The organism is Haloechinothrix salitolerans (assembly GCF_042662605.1).
Lineage (GTDB): Bacteria > Actinomycetota > Actinomycetes > Mycobacteriales > Pseudonocardiaceae > Haloechinothrix_A > Haloechinothrix_A salitolerans.
This window is the reverse complement of the sequence record NZ_JBHSXX010000001.1, coordinates 362,455-378,554: the sequence shown is the minus strand read 5'-3', so window position 1 is coordinate 378,554 and position 16,100 is coordinate 362,455. Positions and strand designations below refer to the sequence as shown.

Here is a 16,100-nt window from a genome sequence, read left to right as displayed (position 1 = left end):
CGCAGGCGGTATTCCACGTGTTTGACGGACTACGCGGATGCGCGCTGGAACCGCGGCGGATTCACCGGAGCAGCCGGAGCCACGCGGCGGCGTCGGTCGGCAGCCGGTCCCCGTCGAGCGGCACGGAGGACAGCAGCACCTCGGCACCGGCTGGCAGCTCGTACGACGGCGCGCCGTAGTTGACCACGCAGGCGATACCGTCGCCGCGCTCGAAGAACAACACGTCCTCCGGCGCATCGCGCCAGCGGAAGTCGTCGCCGAGCAGACCGTGCTCGGCCCGGCGCACCCGCAGCGCGGTCCGGTGCAGCGAGAGCATCGACGCCTCATCACCCTCCTGAGTGGATATCGCGTACTTCGCGAACCACTCTGGTTGCCGCAGCCACGGCGCGCCGTCCGCGCCAGGCGGCGAGAACCCGAACGACGGCGCTTCGGGCGTCCACGGCAACGGCACCCGACACCCGTCCCTGCCGACGTCGGCGCCGTCCGTGCGCACCCAACTCGGATCCTGGCGCTGGTCGTCCGGCAGATCGAGCACCTCGGGCAGGGCGAGTTCCTCGCCCTGGTACAGGTACTGCGAGCCGGGCAGCGCCAACAGTGCCATGATCGCCGCCCGTGCCCGCCGCTCGCCAAGGGCGACGTCGACGTCCCCGCGCGGGCGCACCTGCGCTAGCTTCGGGTCCAGCTCGGCTGGGAGTTCGTCGGCACGCACGATGCCGTAGCGGGCGACGGCGCGGTGGACGTCGTGGTTGGCCAGCGTCCAGGTGATCGTCGCGCCGGTGGAGCCGATCTCGGCGAAGGCGCGGTCGATCGAGCGCCGCCAGTCTCCTGCGTCCCAAGGCTGCATCAGCAGGTCGAAGAAGAACGCCTGTGGCAGCTCGTCGGGACGCAGGTACTTGGCGAGGTCCTCGACCGTGGGCACCCAGATCTCCCCGACCATCGTGAGGTCCTTACCGTAGGAGTCGGCGACGCGCCGCCACCCACGGTAGATCTCGTGCACCTCCTCACGGTTCCAGCCGTACTCGTTGTTGTGCCCGCCATGCCAGTCCGGCAGATCGGGATGCTTGTACAGCCCGTGCGCGACGTCGATGCGGAAGCCGTCGACGCCCCGGTCGAACCAGAACCGCAGCACGTCATCGAACAGTGCGACGACGTCGGGGTTGCGCCAGTTGAAGTCCGCCTGGGTGGAGTCGAAGAAGTTCAGGTACCACTGCCCCGGCGTGCCGTCCGGCTCGGTGATCCTGGTCCACGCGGGGCCGCCGAAGCAGGACTCCCAGTTGTTCGGTGGCAGCTCGCCGCGGGAGCCCTTGCCGTCGCGGAACAGGAACCGCTCCCGCTCGGGCGAGCCAGCACCGGCGGCCACTGCCTCCTGGAACCAGGCGTGGTCGGTGGAGCAGTGGTTAGGCACCAAGTCGAGCAACACCTTCAGGCCCCGCTCGTGGGCCTCGGTCACGAACTCATCGAACACCGCGAGGTCGCCGTAGTCCGGCTCGATGTCGGTGTAGTCGGCCACGTCGTAGCCGTGGTCGTTCTGCGGCGACGGGAAACACGGGTTAAGCCAGACTCCGTCGACGCCGAGGTCAGCCAGATAGTCCAATCGGGACCGCAGCCCTGCGAAGTCGCCGATGCCGTCGCCGTCGCCGTCCGCGAAGCTTCGCAGGTACACCTGGTAGATGACGGCGTTCCGCCACCACGGCGTTGTTGCCTGAGTCATCGCTCTCCTCATAATCGAGTGCGTCACTTGACCGCGCCAGCGGTGAGGCCGTCAACGATGCGGCGCTGGAAGACGACGACGAGGATCACCAGCGGGATGGTGACCAGCACGCCCGCCGCCATCTGGCTGCCGAACGGCACCTGGAACTCACTCGCGCCGACGAACTTCGAGATCGCCACCGGGGCGGTGGCCATGTTCGGCTTGTTGGTCATGGTCAGCGCGATCAGGAACTCGTTCCACGCCGCGATGAACGTGATGATGGCGGTGGTGAACACGCCGGGCGCCGCCAGCGGCAGCACGATCCGGCGGAACGCCTGGGTACGGGTGCAGCCATCCACCATCGCCGCGTGCTCCAGCTCGATCGGGATCTGCCGGAAGAACGCCGTCAGGATCCACACCGCGAGCGGCAGCGTGAACGACATCGTCGGCGCGATGATCGCCTGGTAGGTGTTGATCCAGCCGAAGTCGGTGAACATCTTCAGCAACGGGACCACAATGGACACCACAGGGAACATCGACGTCGCGATGATCGCGGTGAGCACGAGTCGTTTGGCCGGGAAGTCCAACCGTGCCATGGCGTACGCCGTCAGCGTCGCGATCAGCAGCGCGAGCACGGTCGTCGTGCCGGACACGACCAGGCTGTTCAGCAATGCCCGCAGGAAGCCCTGCGACGGTGCGAACACCGCGTCGTAGTTCTCGAACGACAACGGCTGGGGCAGCGGCGACTTGTCGAAGATGTCAGCCGAGCGCCGCAGGCTGGACACCACCATCCAGTAGAACGGCGCGAGGCAGAACGCCACGACACCTAGCACACCAAGCGTGGTCGGCCAGCCCCGCTGCCGTGGCTTGGGCGCCCTTGCCTTCCTGGTGCCCGCACGCCGTGGCGCTGGCCGCGCCCGCAGTGGCTGGACCACCGTCGTCTCAGCGGGGGACGTCGTCATGACGAGCTCACCTCCTCGCGTGCCCGTGCCTTGCGCCGCGTCCGGCGCGAAGGCGCCGGAGCCGCATCCCCGACGACGTCGGCGCCGAGCACCTTGACGAAGGTGAACGCGACGAGGAACACGAACAGGAACAGCAGCACGGCATACGCCGCACCGGGGCCGAAACGCACGTTCATCGCCTCGTCGTGCGCCAGCATGGACAACGTCTCCACCGACTCCTTACGCGCGCCGATCAGCACGTACGGCATGTCGAACATGCGCAGCGAGTCGAGGATCCGGAACAGCACCGCGACCAGCAACGCCGGTTTCACCAGCGGCAGTGTGATGCTGATGAACCGCCGCCACGGGCCCGCACCGTCCACTTTGGCCGCCTCGTAGGTCTCCTTCGGGATCAGCTGCAGCCCGGCGAGCACGAGCAAGCCGATGAACGGCGCGGTCTTCCACGTCTCGGCGAAGATGACGGCCAGCTTGGCGTGGAAGCCCTCCGTCGTCCACAGCGTCGTGCCAGGCAGGATCGCGTTGGCGACACCGTCCGCATTGAAGATCCACCGCCACAGCAGCGCGACGATGGCGGTCGGGATCGCCCACGGCACCAAGATGCTCGCGCGGATCAACGCCCTGCCGCGCAGTGCGCGGTGCATGATCAGCGCCATGCCGATGCCGAGCGCGGTCTCCAGCGCGACCGAGGTCGCGGTCAGGAACGCGGTGTTGCCGAATGCGTTCCAGAACCGGCCTCCTGCCTCGGTGAAAACAGCGCTGTAGTTCTGAAGCCCGACGAACGGCTCGGTATCGCTAACGAACCCCGTCCGCGAGTCGATGCCTTCGGGGCCGTACAGCGACTGCCGTACCGCTGACAACATCGGGTAGGCGACGACGACTGCCAGCACCAGCATCGTCGGCGCGACGAGCAGCGATCCGAACTTGATCGACTCCGCCTTGGCCGCCGACTTGCTGGCAGGCTGCTTGCCCGTGGGACGCATGCCGATGGCGACCATGTCAGGGCCCGTCAACGAGTCCGGCCAGCCGCTGCTGGAGACTGGCGAGAGCGTCCTCCGCTGACTTCTCACCGGTCAGCGCGGCGTATGCCTCGTCCTGGATCGCGGCGGTCGTGTCGCCGTAGCGCACCACGCGCGGCCTCGGCTCGGCGCTCAGCACCGACTCCTTCAGCTCGGGCAGATACGGGTACTGCTCGATCAGCTCATCGTCCTCGTACAGCGAGGCGTAGACAGGTGCTTGCGTTGATTCCACCAGGCGCTTGCGCTGCATCTCCTCGGTGGTCATGAACTTGATGAAGTCCAGCGCGGTCGCCTTGTTCTTCGCGAACGACGACACCGCGAGGTTCCATCCGCCGAGGCTGGACGAACCGGGACCGTCCACACCGGGCAGTGGCGCGACGTCGAACTTGCCTGCCACCTCGCTCGAACCGTCGTCGGCGTTCGCGAGCGCGTACTGGTACGGCCACTGCCGGTGGAAGACCAGGTCGCCCTTCTGGAACGCCTGCCTGCCCGTTTCCTCTTGGTAAGTAATGGCTTCCTTCGGGATCATCCCGGATTCGAAGCCGTCGACGAGGTTACTGAAGCCCTCTTTCGCCTCCGGAGTGTCGAGCGCGGGCTTACCGTCCTCGCCCACAATGGACCCACCAGCGGACTGAATGGACTCGGCGAAGTTGACCGTGAGGCCCTCGTACTTCTCGAACTGCCCCGCATAGCACGACATACCCTTCGACTCCGGCAGCTCGAGGATCTCGTCGCACTGCTGGGCCATCTCGTCCCACGTCGTCGGCGGCTCGTCGAAACCTGCCTTTCTCAGCAGGTCGGTGCGGTAATAGAGCAGTCCGGCGTCGGTGTAGTTCGGCGCGCCGTAGAGCTGACCACGGTACTTCGCGGCCTCGACCACCGGATCGAGCATCTTGCCGGTCTCGAACTCGTCTTCCGGCAGCGGGTCGATCCAGCGGTGCGCGGCGAACTCCGACGTCCACACGACGTCGACGGAGATGACGTCGTAGGCGTCGGACTGTGTCTCCGCGTTCTGGATGTACTGCTGTCGCTGCTGGTCAGCCTGCTCGGGTAGCTCGATGAACGTGACCTTCTCATCAGGGTGCTTGTCGTTCCACTCCTTGAGCAGTGCGGACATGCCGCCCGCGAAGTCCTTGCCCGCCACGAAGCTGATCGGGCCGCGGCCGGTGAAGTCGCCGACCTCGGGCACAGCGCTTTCTTCATCGCCACTTCCGGTGCCGCACGCGGCGAGCAGGCTGGCCACCAGCGATGCGCCAACGGCGGCGCGGATGCGTGCTCGGGTTCTCACGAGATACTCCTTGATTAATCGATTCAGCGCACCGCACGCAATGCCACGTGCGCTGCGCGCGAAAGGTGGATCGGGGATCAGGCGGAAATGCGCTCGCCGGTCTGCGTGGAGAACACGTGCGTCTCTCCGGGGCGCACCCGTAGGTGCAGCCGCTCGCCCTTGGAGGGAAGGCGGCGCGAGTCGACCCGCGCGATCACGTCGACGTCGCCGAGTCGCCGGTCACAGCCGTCGAGCGTGCCATAGACGTAGGCGTCGGAGCCGAGCTCCTCGACCAGGTTCACGGTGAGGCCGAATCCCTCACCCTCGCCGACGATCTCCAGCGACTCCGGCCGGAACCCGAGTGTCGCCGTTGTCGCGCCCTCGTCCGCGAGCGCGGCGATCGTGCCGCGCCGCAGCGCGACCTTGCTGCCACCAACGTCGGCGTGGCCGTTCTCGACCCGGAAGTCACACAGGTTCATGGCAGGGGAGCCTATGAACCCGGCGACGAAGACGTTGGCAGGCCGGTCGTACAGCTCGCGCGGGGTGGCGCACTGCTGCAACACCCCGTCGCGCATCACCGCCACCCTGTCACCCATCGTCATCGCCTCGACCTGGTCGTGCGTCACGTAGACTGTGGTGATGCCGAGCCTGCGCTGCAGCGCGGCGATCTGAGTGCGGGTCTGCACTCGCAGCTTGGCGTCCAAATTGGATAGTGGCTCGTCCATCAGGAACACCTGCGGCTCCCGCACGATCGCCCTGCCCATCGCGACCCGCTGCCGCTGCCCGCCGGACAACGCCTTGGGCTTGCGATCAAGATAAGCCTCGAGGTCGAGCAACGCCGCCGCGTCCGCTACACGCCTACGGCGCTCCTCTTTGGATACGCCCGCGATCTTGAGCGCGAAGCCCATGTTGTCGGCGACGGACATGTGCGGGTACAGCGCGTAGTTTTGGAACACCATCGCGATGTCCCTATCCCTTGGCGCGAGATGCGTGACATCGCTGTCACCGATGAAGATCGCGCCGTCGTCGACGTCTTCGAGACCGGCGAGCATACGCAGGCTGGTCGACTTGCCGCAGCCCGACGGGCCGACGAGGACGAGGAACTCTCCATCGTCGATCTCTAGCTGGAGCGAATTCACCGCGGGGCGCTCCGTCCCCGGATATGCACGAGTTGCCTTCTCGTACGTCACGATCGCCATGATCGGTCCCTAAGGTTGTTGGTGTCTGGGGTTGATGCCCTGGACGCCCAGGGCGGTGGGGTGTAGCTGATGATCGTTCGCCTTTGTCGAGGCTGGAGAGGACTGGCTGCCCCGCCGTGCTGGACGCTCCGGCCGCTGATTGAGAGCTGATGCGGACCGTCGCTGTTTAGGGATCTGCCGGCGGGGTTGTCCACGGGCTTGACCAGTAACGACAGGAGTTGACCGGTGGCCGATCACCCGGAGATCTGGGTCGGGATCGACGTAGGAAAGCAGACGCATCACGCGTGCGGGATCGACCCAGACGGGAAGGTCATATTCCGTCAGAAACTCGGCAACGACCAGCATTCGATCGAGCAGCTGCTGGCCCGCGCCGGCCACACTGCCCCACGGGTGCGATGGGCGGTTGATCTGACCAGCCCACTGGCGTTGCTGCTGATCAGCGTGTTGTTGGCCGCCGAGCAGACGGTTACCTATGTCCCGGGCCGGGTGGTCAACACCATGACCGCAGGCTTCCGCGGCGAGGGCAAGACCGACGCCAAAGACGCACGCGTGATCGCCGAAACCGCGCGCCTGCGGCGAGATCTGGACCAGGTCGCCATGCCCGACGAGCTGGTGGTCGGGCTGACCCAGCTCACCAGCTACCGCACCGACCTGATGGGCGACTGGGTGGCCGGGATCAACCGGCTTCGCGCACTGCTGGGGTCGATCTTCCCCGGCCTGGAAGCCGCCTTCGACTACTCCAACCGGACCCCGCTGATCCTGGTCGCCGGGATGTGCACGCCGGCTGAGATCCGCACCGCCGGAATCGACGGCGTAGCAGCGCATCTGCGGGAGAACAAGGCGTGGCCAGCCGGGATCGCCAAGACCGCGGCCGCCGCCCTGGCCGCCGCCCAAGCCCAGACCATCGCGCTGCCCGGTGAGACCGACACCGCGATGCTGGTCAAGCGCGTCGCGGCGAAGCTGCTTGATCTCGACCGCGAGATCAAGGACACCGACAAACTGATCACCGCCCGGTTCCGCGCCCATCCATGGGCGGCGATCATCGAATCTCTGCCAGGCATGGGACCCGGCCTGGGCGCGGAGTTCCTGGTGGTCACCGGTGGCGACCTGGCCGCATTCGGCACGGCCGGTCGACTGGCCTCCTACGCAGGACTGGTGCCCGTACCGCGTGATTCCGGGCGAGTAAGCGGCAACCTGCGCCGCCCCAAACGCTACAACCGGCGCCTGCGCAGGGTGTTCTACATGGCCGCATTGTCCAGCCTCAAGGTCACCAACGGCCCGTCGCGGCGGTTCTACGACCGCAAACGCAGTGAGCGGCTCATTCATACCCAAGCACTCCTAGCCCTGGCCCGACGCCTGGTCGACGTGCTGTGGGCACTGCTGCGTGACGGACGCACCTTCACCCTCGCCGAACCAAGTTCGGCCGCCGCTACTGCTTGACAACTTCATTGAGAGTCCCTTCACCAGCGACTCTGCCTGGCGACTCGATCCGGTGCGCACGGGTTCGCCGTCCGCGGGATAACGGCCGGGTTGCCGTCGTGCTAAATCGAGTTAGCACACAGCTTGTGCCCCCGGTCACAGGTCTGTCAATACCCAGCCCAAAATTGACAGGGGGACGAACTAAGCTTCAGACACAACGGCAGGGAGTACGGCATGTCGTCTCGGGTCACCCTCGCCGACGTCGCCCGCAGGGCGGGCGTCTCCCGGACCGCGGCGTCGTTCGTGCTGTCCGGCAGGACCGACATGCGCATCGCATCCGCGACGCGGGAGCGCGTGCTCGCCGCCGCCGATGAGCTCGGCTACCGCCCGAACCTCACCGCGCGCGGCCTGCGCACCAACGTCACCGGAACCATCGGGCTGATCTCGGACACCATCGCGACGACCCCCTACGCGGGTGAGGTAATCAAGGGCGCGGCCGATACCGCTTTCAAACACGACCGGCTGATATTCGTCGCCGAGACGTCCGGTGACCCTAACGTCGAGCGCGACCTGCTCCAGGAGATGCTGGATCGGCAGGTCGACGCTTTCCTCTACGCGGCGATGTTCACGCAGTCACGACAGCCGCCGGAGCTGTTGCGCGGGTACCCCGTAGTGCTGCTGAACTGCGTCGCCGAGTCTTTCGACGCTCCCACCGTGCTGCCCGACGAGACCGAGGCGGGAGCGACGGCGGCGCGAGCACTGCTCGACGCGGGTCACATCGAGCGGATTCACGTCATCGGTGGCAGGCACGACACGACGGAGACTCCGGGCGGCGTCGTCGCGGGCCGCGAGCGGATGGCGGGCATCAATGCCGCGCTGGCCAAGGTAGGGACCGCGCCCGCGAGCGTGACCGAGTGCGTGTGGCACGCGCCGAAGTACGGCTACCGGGCGGTGTCCGAGCTGCTCGGCCACGCCCGGCCAAGTGCGCTGATCTGCTTCAACGACCGGCTCGCCTTCGGCGCGTACCAGGCATTGCACGACCACGGGCTACGCGTGCCAGACGACGTCTCTGTGGTGTCGTTCGATGACTCCGACCTGGCATCCTGGCTGCGGCCAGCGCTCAGCTCCGTCGCACTGCCGCACTACGAACTCGGCACGACGGCGGTGACGCTACTGGTCGAGAACCGGCGGGAGCCGGGCCAGGTGCGGGTGCCGATGCCGCTGCGCGCCCGCGCGTCCATCGGCCCACCCGCCACGACATGACGAGAGTGCCGGAATTAGGTTGCCCAGTGGGACTAAATCGAGTTATCTCACCCTATGACGCCGTTCCGAGTCACGCTGGCGGATGTGGCACGCCGAGCTGGTGTGTCCCGAACGACCGCGTCGTTCGTGCTGTCCGGCAGGACCGACATGCGCATATCGCCCGACGCCCAGCGCCGGGTGAATGCCGCAGCCGCCGAACTCGGGTACCGACCCAACCAGACCGCGCGCAGCCTGCGCACTCAGGTCACCCGCACCATCGGCATGATCTCGGACACCATCGCCACCACCCAGTTCGCCGGTGAGGTCATCCACGGCGCGCTCGACACCGCGCTCGAGCGCGGCTACCTGCTGCTCGTCGCTGAGACGTCCGGCGATCCGATCGCGGAGAAGAAGCTGGTAGACGAGATGCTGGACCGGCAGGTCGACGCCGTTGTTTACGCGATGATGTTCACCAAGCCTGGGTGTCCGCCCGATGCGCTGTCCGAACTGCCCGTCGTGGTGCTCAACGGCATCGACGACTTCGATGGGCCGCGCATCCTTCCGGACGAGTTGGGCGGCGGCAGGACGGCGGCACGGGCGCTGGTAGACGCGGGGCACCACGATGACATCTACGCTATCGGCGGACGGCACCGCACGACGGACACGCCGGACGGCGTGTACGCGGGCAGGCTCAGGATGCGGGGCGTCGACGAGGTGCTCGCCGACGCGGGAACGGCGATCGCCGGATCGTACGAGTGCGCATGGGAGCCGGAGCACGGCTACGAGGGGGTTGCCTCGCTGCTGGACGAGGGTCACCGGCCGAAGGCACTGGTGTGCCTCAACGACCGGCTCGCGCTCGGCGCATACCAGGCGCTGGAGGAGCGCGGACTGCGCGTGCCAGAGGACGTCTCAGTCGTGTCCTTCGACGACTCCGACTTGGCGTCCTGGCTGCGGCCAACGTTGACGTCGGTGGCGCTGCCGCACTACGAGCTCGGCAAGACGGCGGTGGCCACGCTGCTCGATGGGACGTCGGGGCGGCGGCTCATCACGGTGCCGATGCCACTGCGGCCCCGGGATTCAATCCGGACGGTGTCGGCGTAGGCGGCCGAGAGTGCGACTCGCGCCGACCAGGGTGCGACTCGCCAGACGCGGCGACCTCCTAAGCTGCCGGGCATGGCTCACCCCGCATTCCCCGGTCCGTCCGCCCGCGCAGACGTCGCGCCATTTCACGTCATGGAGGTGCTGTCCGCGGCATCGGCGCGGCAGCGCACGCATGGCGACGTCGTCTCACTGTGCGCGGGACAGCCAGCCGCTGGCGCGCCGAAACCGGTGCTCGACGCGGCAGCGACCGCGTTGACTAGCGGCGACCTCGGCTACACCGAACAGCTCGGCATCCCGGAGCTGCGGGAGGCCATCGCGGGGCACTACGCGCGCCGGTACGGCTTCACCGTCGACCCGAGCGACGTGATCGTGACGACCGGTTCGTCCTCCGGCTTTCTGTTGTCGTTCCTCGCCGCGTTCGACGCGGGCGCGCGAGTCGCCATGGCACGTCCCGGTTATCCCGCCTACCGCAACCTGCTCGCCGCGCTTGGCTGCGAGGTCGTCGAGTTCCCCACCGGCGCGGCGACCCGGTTCCAGCCGACCGTGGAACAGCTGGACCAGCTCGGCGACATCGACGGCCTCATCATCGCCAGCCCGAGCAACCCCACCGGCACCACGCTCGCCGCCGACGAACTGGCCGCGATCTCGGACTGGTGCGCGGCGCGCGGCGTGCAGCTGATCAGCGACGAGATCTACCACGGCATCACCTTCGGCGACGAGGCAGATGTCAGTGCCTGGCAGCACGGACGCGAGGCGATCGTGCTGGGCTCGTTCTCCAAGTACTTCGGCATGACGGGCTGGCGGCTCGGCTGGATGCTGGTGCCGAAACGCCTGCACCGCGCCGTTGACGTGCTGGTTGGGAACTTCACGATCTGCGCACCCGCGTTGTCCCAGCGCGCAGGGGTGTGCGCCTTCACGGACACCGCCTACGCCGAGCTAGACGGCCATGTCGAGCGGTACCGGGAGAACCGCGACATCCTGCTGGACGGACTGCGGCGCATGGGCATCGACAAGATCGCCCCTGTCGACGGCGCCTTCTACGCCTACGCCGATGTCTCCGAATTCACGACCGACAGCTTGCGCTGGTGCCAGTGGCTGCTCGACGAGACCGGGGTGGCGATCACGCCGGGCGTGGACTTCGACCCGGTGGATGGCGGCAAGTTCGTGCGGTTCTCGTTCGCCGGATCCGCAGTGGACGTCACCGAATGCCTGCGGCGACTGGAGCCGGTGCTGCGGGGGTGAGGCTCTCGGACAACTAGGGCCAACCCCGGAAAAGACCCGGAGATTCTCGCGGAATCCGGGCTTCCCGGCGGATGGGGTGGCAGGGTTGAGGTAGTGGCGAGGCGAGAGTCATCGCACAGACCGGAGGAAGCGCATGTTCTGGAAGATCGTCGGCGTCCTGATCGCGCTGTGGCTGGCCGTCACCGTGATCGGCTTCGTACTCAAGGGGCTGTTCTGGCTCGGCGTGATCGGTGGGGTCGCGTTCCTGGCCACGGCGGCGTACAGCGCCATCAAGGGCAGCGACAGCCGCAAGCAGATTCGCTCCTGACCGACACGACGCTGGGCAGCGCGGAACCCAAGCGCGACGGCGAGCAACGACGCAGCACGCGCCGCAGCCCGCTTACGACGTCACGCCCTGGCGGACGTGGCCTCGTGACGCCTATCTCGGCGTGCGCGTTCTTCCCCGATACGGCGCAGCACCTCGTCGATCTCCGCCGTGGTGACGTCCCGATGCGTCACGAACCGGACCTTGCCCGCCATCGGCAGCGCCAGCACGCCGATCTCCCGCAACGAGGTGAGCGTGGCAGGCACGTCGGCGACCCCGGCGAGCACGATGTTCGTCTCAGGACGCGCGACGTCCCAGCCGAACTCTCGCAACCCGGACGCCAGCCGCTCGGCGTTGGCGTGATCGGCCGCGAGATCATCAAGGTTTTCCAGCGCGTGCAGGCAAGCCGCCGCCACGACGCCGCCCTGCCGCACACCACCGCCCAACATCTGCCGCATTCGCCGCGCCTGCTCGACGAACCCGATGCTGCCCGCCACCGCGGAGCCCATTGGCGCGCCGAGCCCCTTCGAGAAGCAGACCGAAACCGTGTCGGTGCCCACCGTGAGTGCGGCGGGTGGGACGTCGAGTGCGACGGCGGCGTTCCACAGCCGCGCACCGTCAAGGTGCACCGCCAACCCGGAGTCACGCGCGGTAGCCACCAACTGAACGTGTTCATCCGGTGGAGTGACTGCGCCGCCAGCGGCGTTATGGCTGTTCTCCAGGCACAGGAGCGCCGTGCGGAGCATGTAGTACGGCGCCTGTTTCGCACCGGCGGCCAGCCGACGGATCGCGGCGGACGACGGCCTGCCAGGCCCGGCATCGGTGTCGATCGGTTCCGGCATGCCGCCAGCGAGCCAGGCCGCCGAGCCGAGTTCGTTGGTCAACACATGCGCGCCGCGCGGTGCGAGGAACTTGTCGCCCCTGCGCAAGTGTGTGCTCAGCGCGATGAGGTTGGCCATCGTGCCGGTCGGCGTCCACAGCGCGGCGGGTTTGCCGAGCAGTTCGGCGGTGCGCTCCTCAAGCGCGCGGACGCTCGGGTCAACGTCGATGACGTTGTCCGCGACGTCCGCCGCGGCCATGACCGCTCGCATGCGTTCGTCGGGTTGGGTAACGGTATCGGAACGAAGGTCGATCATGTTATCCGCTGCGAAGGTCACAGTTCGATCACATCACACAGCGTTGTCGAAGGCAATACCGATGATGACCTGGAACGGTACACCGGTGTTGTTCACCCGTCTTAGGGTGGCGTGCAACGCTGGGCCGCCCACGCTACGTCCTTACTGGCATGCCAGAGAGAGTGGAGCTCACCGCGCGTGGATCAGCAGGAGGAACAGGAGTTCGCGAAGTACTTCACGGACCGGCGCCAAGCCGTGCGCAGGACCGCGTACCTGCTGTGCGGCGACTGGCACCGGGCCGACGACCTGGCGCAGCTCGCGTTTGTCGCGCTGCACCGCAAGTGGCGCAAGATTCGCGACAAGGGCGCATTAGACGCGTACGTGCGCCGGACGCTCGTCCGGTCGGTGATCGACGAGTCGCGCCGGCCGTGGCGCAGGGAGCGGTTCGTCGACAACGTGCCGGAGCCGCCCCCTGCCGCAACGGACTTCGACACCAAGGTCGTCACCCGTGAGGCACTACTCGCCGGGCTGCGTGAGGTGCCGCCACGGCAACGGGCCGTGCTGGTGCTGCGGTACTTCGAGGGTCTCGACGTCGCGGCGACGGCGACGGCGCTCGGCTGCACGGAGGGCACGGTGAAGAGCCAGACCGCGCGCGGGCTCGCCACGCTGCGGAACGCGCTAGACGAGGAGGTGAACGTCCATGGATGATCGCGAACTCACCCGGCTGTTCCGGAACGCGACCGAGGACGCACCTCCCGCGTCGTTCGACGTCGACGACGTCTCGGCGGCATCGCGACGGGCGACCGCGCGGCATCGGATGCGTGTCGCGGCGGTGACGTCGATCACGGCTATCGTGCTCGGCGGCGCGGGGGTGGTCGCGGTGACCAGCCCGTTTTCCGATCGCGGCACCGGCGAGGTGGCATCGGCACCCGCTCCCCTTGAAGCGAGGCCGAACGCGGGGCAACCCGCCCAGGAGGACATGCGTCTAGAGGGTGGCGATTCCGGAGAGTCGCGGTCGGAGCGGTCCAAGCAGGGGGGCCGTGACGTCACGACCCAGGCCGACAAGCTAGGGATCGCCGGCACCGCATGGTGCGACGAGGTCGACCGGGAGCTCGCCACCGCCCTCGCTGGCGAGCTTTCGGTCGTCCCTGACAATGCCGTTCCCGGTCGGCTGTGTTCCGACGGCGGTAACGCCGCGTTCCGGGTCACCGACGGCGATGCGACCGGGCTGATCATGGTGGCGCACCTACCGGGCCGCTCCGAGGTGACAATGTCGCTCGGCGAGGACACCATGGTGGCCACGGCACGGGCGTCGTCAAGCGGGATCGTCGTCGTGGCGAGCGTGCCTACGGGTGGGTCGGCCACGGCGCCGTTCGCGGCGGACGTAGGGCGGATCGCGGACGCCATCGCGACCACGCGGTGACGCCCGGCGAGTACAGCACCTAGCGGCACTTAGCGACGGAGCGACGAGCTGGCAAGATACCCGGCCATGACGACAGCAAGCACGCCCAAGGGAGAGCGACGTCGAGCCGCCCTCATCGAAGCGGGCTCCCAGCTGCTCGTCGAAGGCGGATTCGACGCGGTGCGACATCGGGCCGTCGCGGAGCGGGCGGGCCTGCCACTGGCGTCGACCACGTACTACTTCAGCTCGCTCGACGACCTGGTGACCGCCGTCGTCGAGCACCAGGGGCGGCAGGAGCTGGAGCGCGGTAGGCGACAGCTCGACGAGCTCGCCACCCGGCATCGAGGCATCGATACCGTCGTTGAGCTGGTACTGGACATGCTGCTCGGCTCGAAGCGACCAGACACCGCCGCCGACGCGGAGTTCGTGCTGTCCCGCTACGAGCGTCTGGTGGCGACCGGCCGCAGGCCGTACCTGCGGCCCCTGATGAATACGTTGGGCACGGAGTTGCGCGCGCTGCTCGCCGAGATCCTCTCCCGCTCCGGCATGCCGGTATCCGACGTCGAGCTGGAGCGGCTGATCGCACTGGTCGACGGCGCGGTCGTCAACGCCCTGATCGAGATCTCCCCCGACCCCCGCGGCGCCGCCGCGAAGATGCTCCGAGCGGAACTGACGGCATAGCGCCGTTTACGCTGAAACCGTGACAGACAAGCCGCGCATTCCGAATGTCCTCGCAGGCCGCTACGCCTCCGCCGACCTGGCGACCCTCTGGTCTCCAGAGCACAAGGTGGTGCTGGAGCGCGAGCTGTGGCTCGCCGTGCTCCGCGCGCAGGCCGTCCTTGGCGTCGACGTCCCCGACGGCGTGATCGCGGACTACGAGCGGGTGCTGCACACCGTCGACCTCGACTCCATCGCCGCGCGCGAGCGGGTGACGCGACACGACGTCAAGGCGCGGATCGAGGAGTTCAACGCGCTGGCGGGGCACGAGCACGTGCACAAGGGCATGACCTCGCGCGACCTCACGGAGAACGTCGAGCAACTGCAGGTGCGGCGTTCGCTCGAGCTCATCAGGGACCGGGTGGTCGCGGTGCTCGCGCGGCTGTCGGCGCTAGCGAGCGAACACGCCGAGCAGGTGATGGCAGGCCGTTCGCACAACGTCGCCGCGCAGGCAACGACGCTCGGCAAGAGGTTCGCGACCGCCGCCGACGAGCTACTGGTGGCGTTCGAACGGTTGGAGGAGTTGATCGCGCGCTACCCGCTGCGCGGCATCAAGGGCCCGGTCGGCACCGCCCAGGACATGCTCGATCTGCTGGGTGACGAGGCAACGCTCGAACGGCTGGAACAACGCGTAGCGTCGCACCTCGGCTTCGAGCGGGTGTTCACCAGCGTCGGCCAGGTCTACCCGCGTTCGCTGGACTACGACGCGGTGTCCACCGTGGTGCAGCTCGCGGCGGCACCGTCCAGCTTGGCGAAGACGATCCGGCTTATGGCGGGCCACGAGTTGGTGACCGAGGGCTTCAAGCCCGGCCAGGTGGGGTCTAGCGCCATGCCGCACAAGATGAACACCCGGTCGTGCGAGCGCGTCAACGGCCTCGCTGTTGTGCTGCGCGGCTACGGCTCGATGATCGGTGAGCTAGCGGGCGACCAGTGGAACGAGGGAGACGTCTCCGACTCGGTGGTGCGCAGGGTCGCGCTTCCGGATACGTTCTTCGCGGCGGACGGGCTGTTCGAGACGTTGCTGACGGTACTGGACGAGTTCGGCGCGTTCCCCGCCGTGATCGACACCGAGTTGGCGCGCTACCTGCCGTTCCTGACGACGACGAAGGTCCTGATGGCCGCGGTCCGCGCCGGGGTCGGCAGGGAGACCGCGCACGAGGCGATCAAGGAGAACGCCGTCGCCGCCGCGCTGGCGATGCGGGAGCGGGGCACCGAGAACGACCTGATCGACCGGCTCGCCGCTGACGAGCGGCTGCCACTGGACAAGGCGGCGCTCGACGCGCTGCTCGCCGACCCGCTCTCCTTCACTGGGGTGGCTCCGGCGCAGGTCAAGGCGGTCGTCAAGCGGGTGGACGCGATAATCGAGCGCCACCCTGACGCGGCGAAGTACACACCGGCCCCGATCCTGTAGGGAAGGCACCCAC

General features: G+C 67.8%; 15 protein-coding genes. 9 read left to right on the top strand and 6 right to left on the bottom strand.

Annotated elements, in window-relative coordinates; genetic code table 11:
• Positions 1-61 precede the first annotated feature (61 nt).
• The 5 genes from ACFQGD_RS01735 to ACFQGD_RS01715 form a co-directional block, all read right to left on the bottom strand.
• Positions 62-1,711, bottom strand: a complete 1,650-nt coding sequence (locus ACFQGD_RS01735; RefSeq protein ID WP_345402737.1) for a glycoside hydrolase family 13 protein — start codon at positions 1,709-1,711, stop codon at positions 62-64.
• A 23-nt stretch (positions 1,712-1,734) separates the two neighbouring features.
• Complete coding sequence (locus tag ACFQGD_RS01730) at positions 1,735-2,652, bottom strand: carbohydrate ABC transporter permease (protein WP_345402740.1); 918 nt, start codon at positions 2,650-2,652, stop codon at positions 1,735-1,737.
• On the bottom strand, positions 2,649-3,647 hold the full coding sequence (locus ACFQGD_RS01725) for a carbohydrate ABC transporter permease (RefSeq protein WP_345402743.1): 999 nt from the start codon (positions 3,645-3,647) through the stop codon (positions 2,649-2,651). Before ACFQGD_RS01725 ends, ACFQGD_RS01730 begins: the two co-directional genes overlap by 4 nt.
• A gap of 1 nt (position 3,648) precedes the next feature.
• Positions 3,649-4,956, bottom strand: a complete 1,308-nt coding sequence (locus tag ACFQGD_RS01720; protein ID WP_345402746.1) for an ABC transporter substrate-binding protein — start codon at positions 4,954-4,956, stop codon at positions 3,649-3,651.
• Positions 4,957-5,033: 77 nt separating this feature from the next.
• Positions 5,034-6,134 (bottom strand): ABC transporter ATP-binding protein, encoded by a 1,101-nt coding sequence (locus ACFQGD_RS01715; protein WP_345402749.1) that lies wholly within the window; start codon positions 6,132-6,134, stop codon positions 5,034-5,036.
• Positions 6,135-6,359: 225 nt separating this feature from the next.
• On the opposite strand from ACFQGD_RS01715, the gene ACFQGD_RS01710 reads away from it, so the two are divergent.
• The 5 genes from ACFQGD_RS01710 to ACFQGD_RS01690 all read left to right on the top strand — a co-directional run bounded on the left by ACFQGD_RS01710 (position 6,360) and on the right by ACFQGD_RS01690 (position 11,445).
• Positions 6,360-7,574 carry an IS110 family RNA-guided transposase gene (locus ACFQGD_RS01710; RefSeq protein WP_345398877.1) on the top strand — a complete coding sequence of 405 codons (1,215 nt, stop codon included), beginning with the start codon at positions 6,360-6,362 and terminating at the stop codon, positions 7,572-7,574.
• 213 nt (positions 7,575-7,787) lie between these two features.
• Positions 7,788-8,816: a LacI family DNA-binding transcriptional regulator gene (locus tag ACFQGD_RS01705; RefSeq protein ID WP_345403756.1), complete on the top strand. Its 1,029-nt coding sequence runs from the start codon at positions 7,788-7,790 to the stop codon at positions 8,814-8,816.
• Positions 8,817-8,900: 84 nt separating this feature from the next.
• Positions 8,901-9,896 (top strand): LacI family DNA-binding transcriptional regulator, encoded by a 996-nt coding sequence (locus tag ACFQGD_RS01700; RefSeq protein ID WP_345403753.1) that lies wholly within the window; start codon positions 8,901-8,903, stop codon positions 9,894-9,896.
• 72 nt (positions 9,897-9,968) lie between these two features.
• Positions 9,969-11,138 (top strand): pyridoxal phosphate-dependent aminotransferase, encoded by a 1,170-nt coding sequence (locus ACFQGD_RS01695; RefSeq protein ID WP_345403750.1) that lies wholly within the window; start codon positions 9,969-9,971, stop codon positions 11,136-11,138.
• A 133-nt stretch (positions 11,139-11,271) separates the two neighbouring features.
• On the top strand, positions 11,272-11,445 hold the full coding sequence (locus ACFQGD_RS01690; RefSeq protein WP_345403747.1) for a hypothetical protein: 174 nt from the start codon (positions 11,272-11,274) through the stop codon (positions 11,443-11,445).
• Between the two features lie 80 nt (positions 11,446-11,525).
• Here ACFQGD_RS01690 and ACFQGD_RS01685 read toward each other — a convergent pair whose 3' ends face one another.
• On the bottom strand, positions 11,526-12,578 hold the full coding sequence (locus tag ACFQGD_RS01685; protein ID WP_345403744.1) for a threonine aldolase family protein: 1,053 nt from the start codon (positions 12,576-12,578) through the stop codon (positions 11,526-11,528).
• 177 nt (positions 12,579-12,755) lie between these two features.
• On the opposite strand from ACFQGD_RS01685, the gene ACFQGD_RS01680 reads away from it, so the two are divergent.
• From ACFQGD_RS01680 to purB, 4 genes are all read left to right on the top strand, one after another.
• On the top strand, positions 12,756-13,265 hold the full coding sequence (locus ACFQGD_RS01680) for a SigE family RNA polymerase sigma factor (protein WP_345403741.1): 510 nt from the start codon (positions 12,756-12,758) through the stop codon (positions 13,263-13,265).
• Complete coding sequence (locus ACFQGD_RS01675; RefSeq protein WP_345403738.1) at positions 13,258-13,980, top strand: hypothetical protein; 723 nt, start codon at positions 13,258-13,260, stop codon at positions 13,978-13,980. The genes ACFQGD_RS01680 and ACFQGD_RS01675 overlap by 8 nt, the downstream gene beginning before the upstream one ends.
• A 66-nt stretch (positions 13,981-14,046) precedes the next feature.
• Positions 14,047-14,640, top strand: coding sequence for a TetR/AcrR family transcriptional regulator (locus ACFQGD_RS01670; protein WP_345403735.1), 594 nt, complete (start codon positions 14,047-14,049; stop codon positions 14,638-14,640).
• A 19-nt stretch (positions 14,641-14,659) separates the two neighbouring features.
• The gene (gene purB, locus ACFQGD_RS01665) at positions 14,660-16,087 is read left to right on the top strand and encodes an adenylosuccinate lyase (RefSeq protein WP_345403732.1); all 1,428 of its coding nucleotides are present in this window, start codon (positions 14,660-14,662) and stop codon (positions 16,085-16,087) included.
• Positions 16,088-16,100 lie beyond the last annotated feature (13 nt).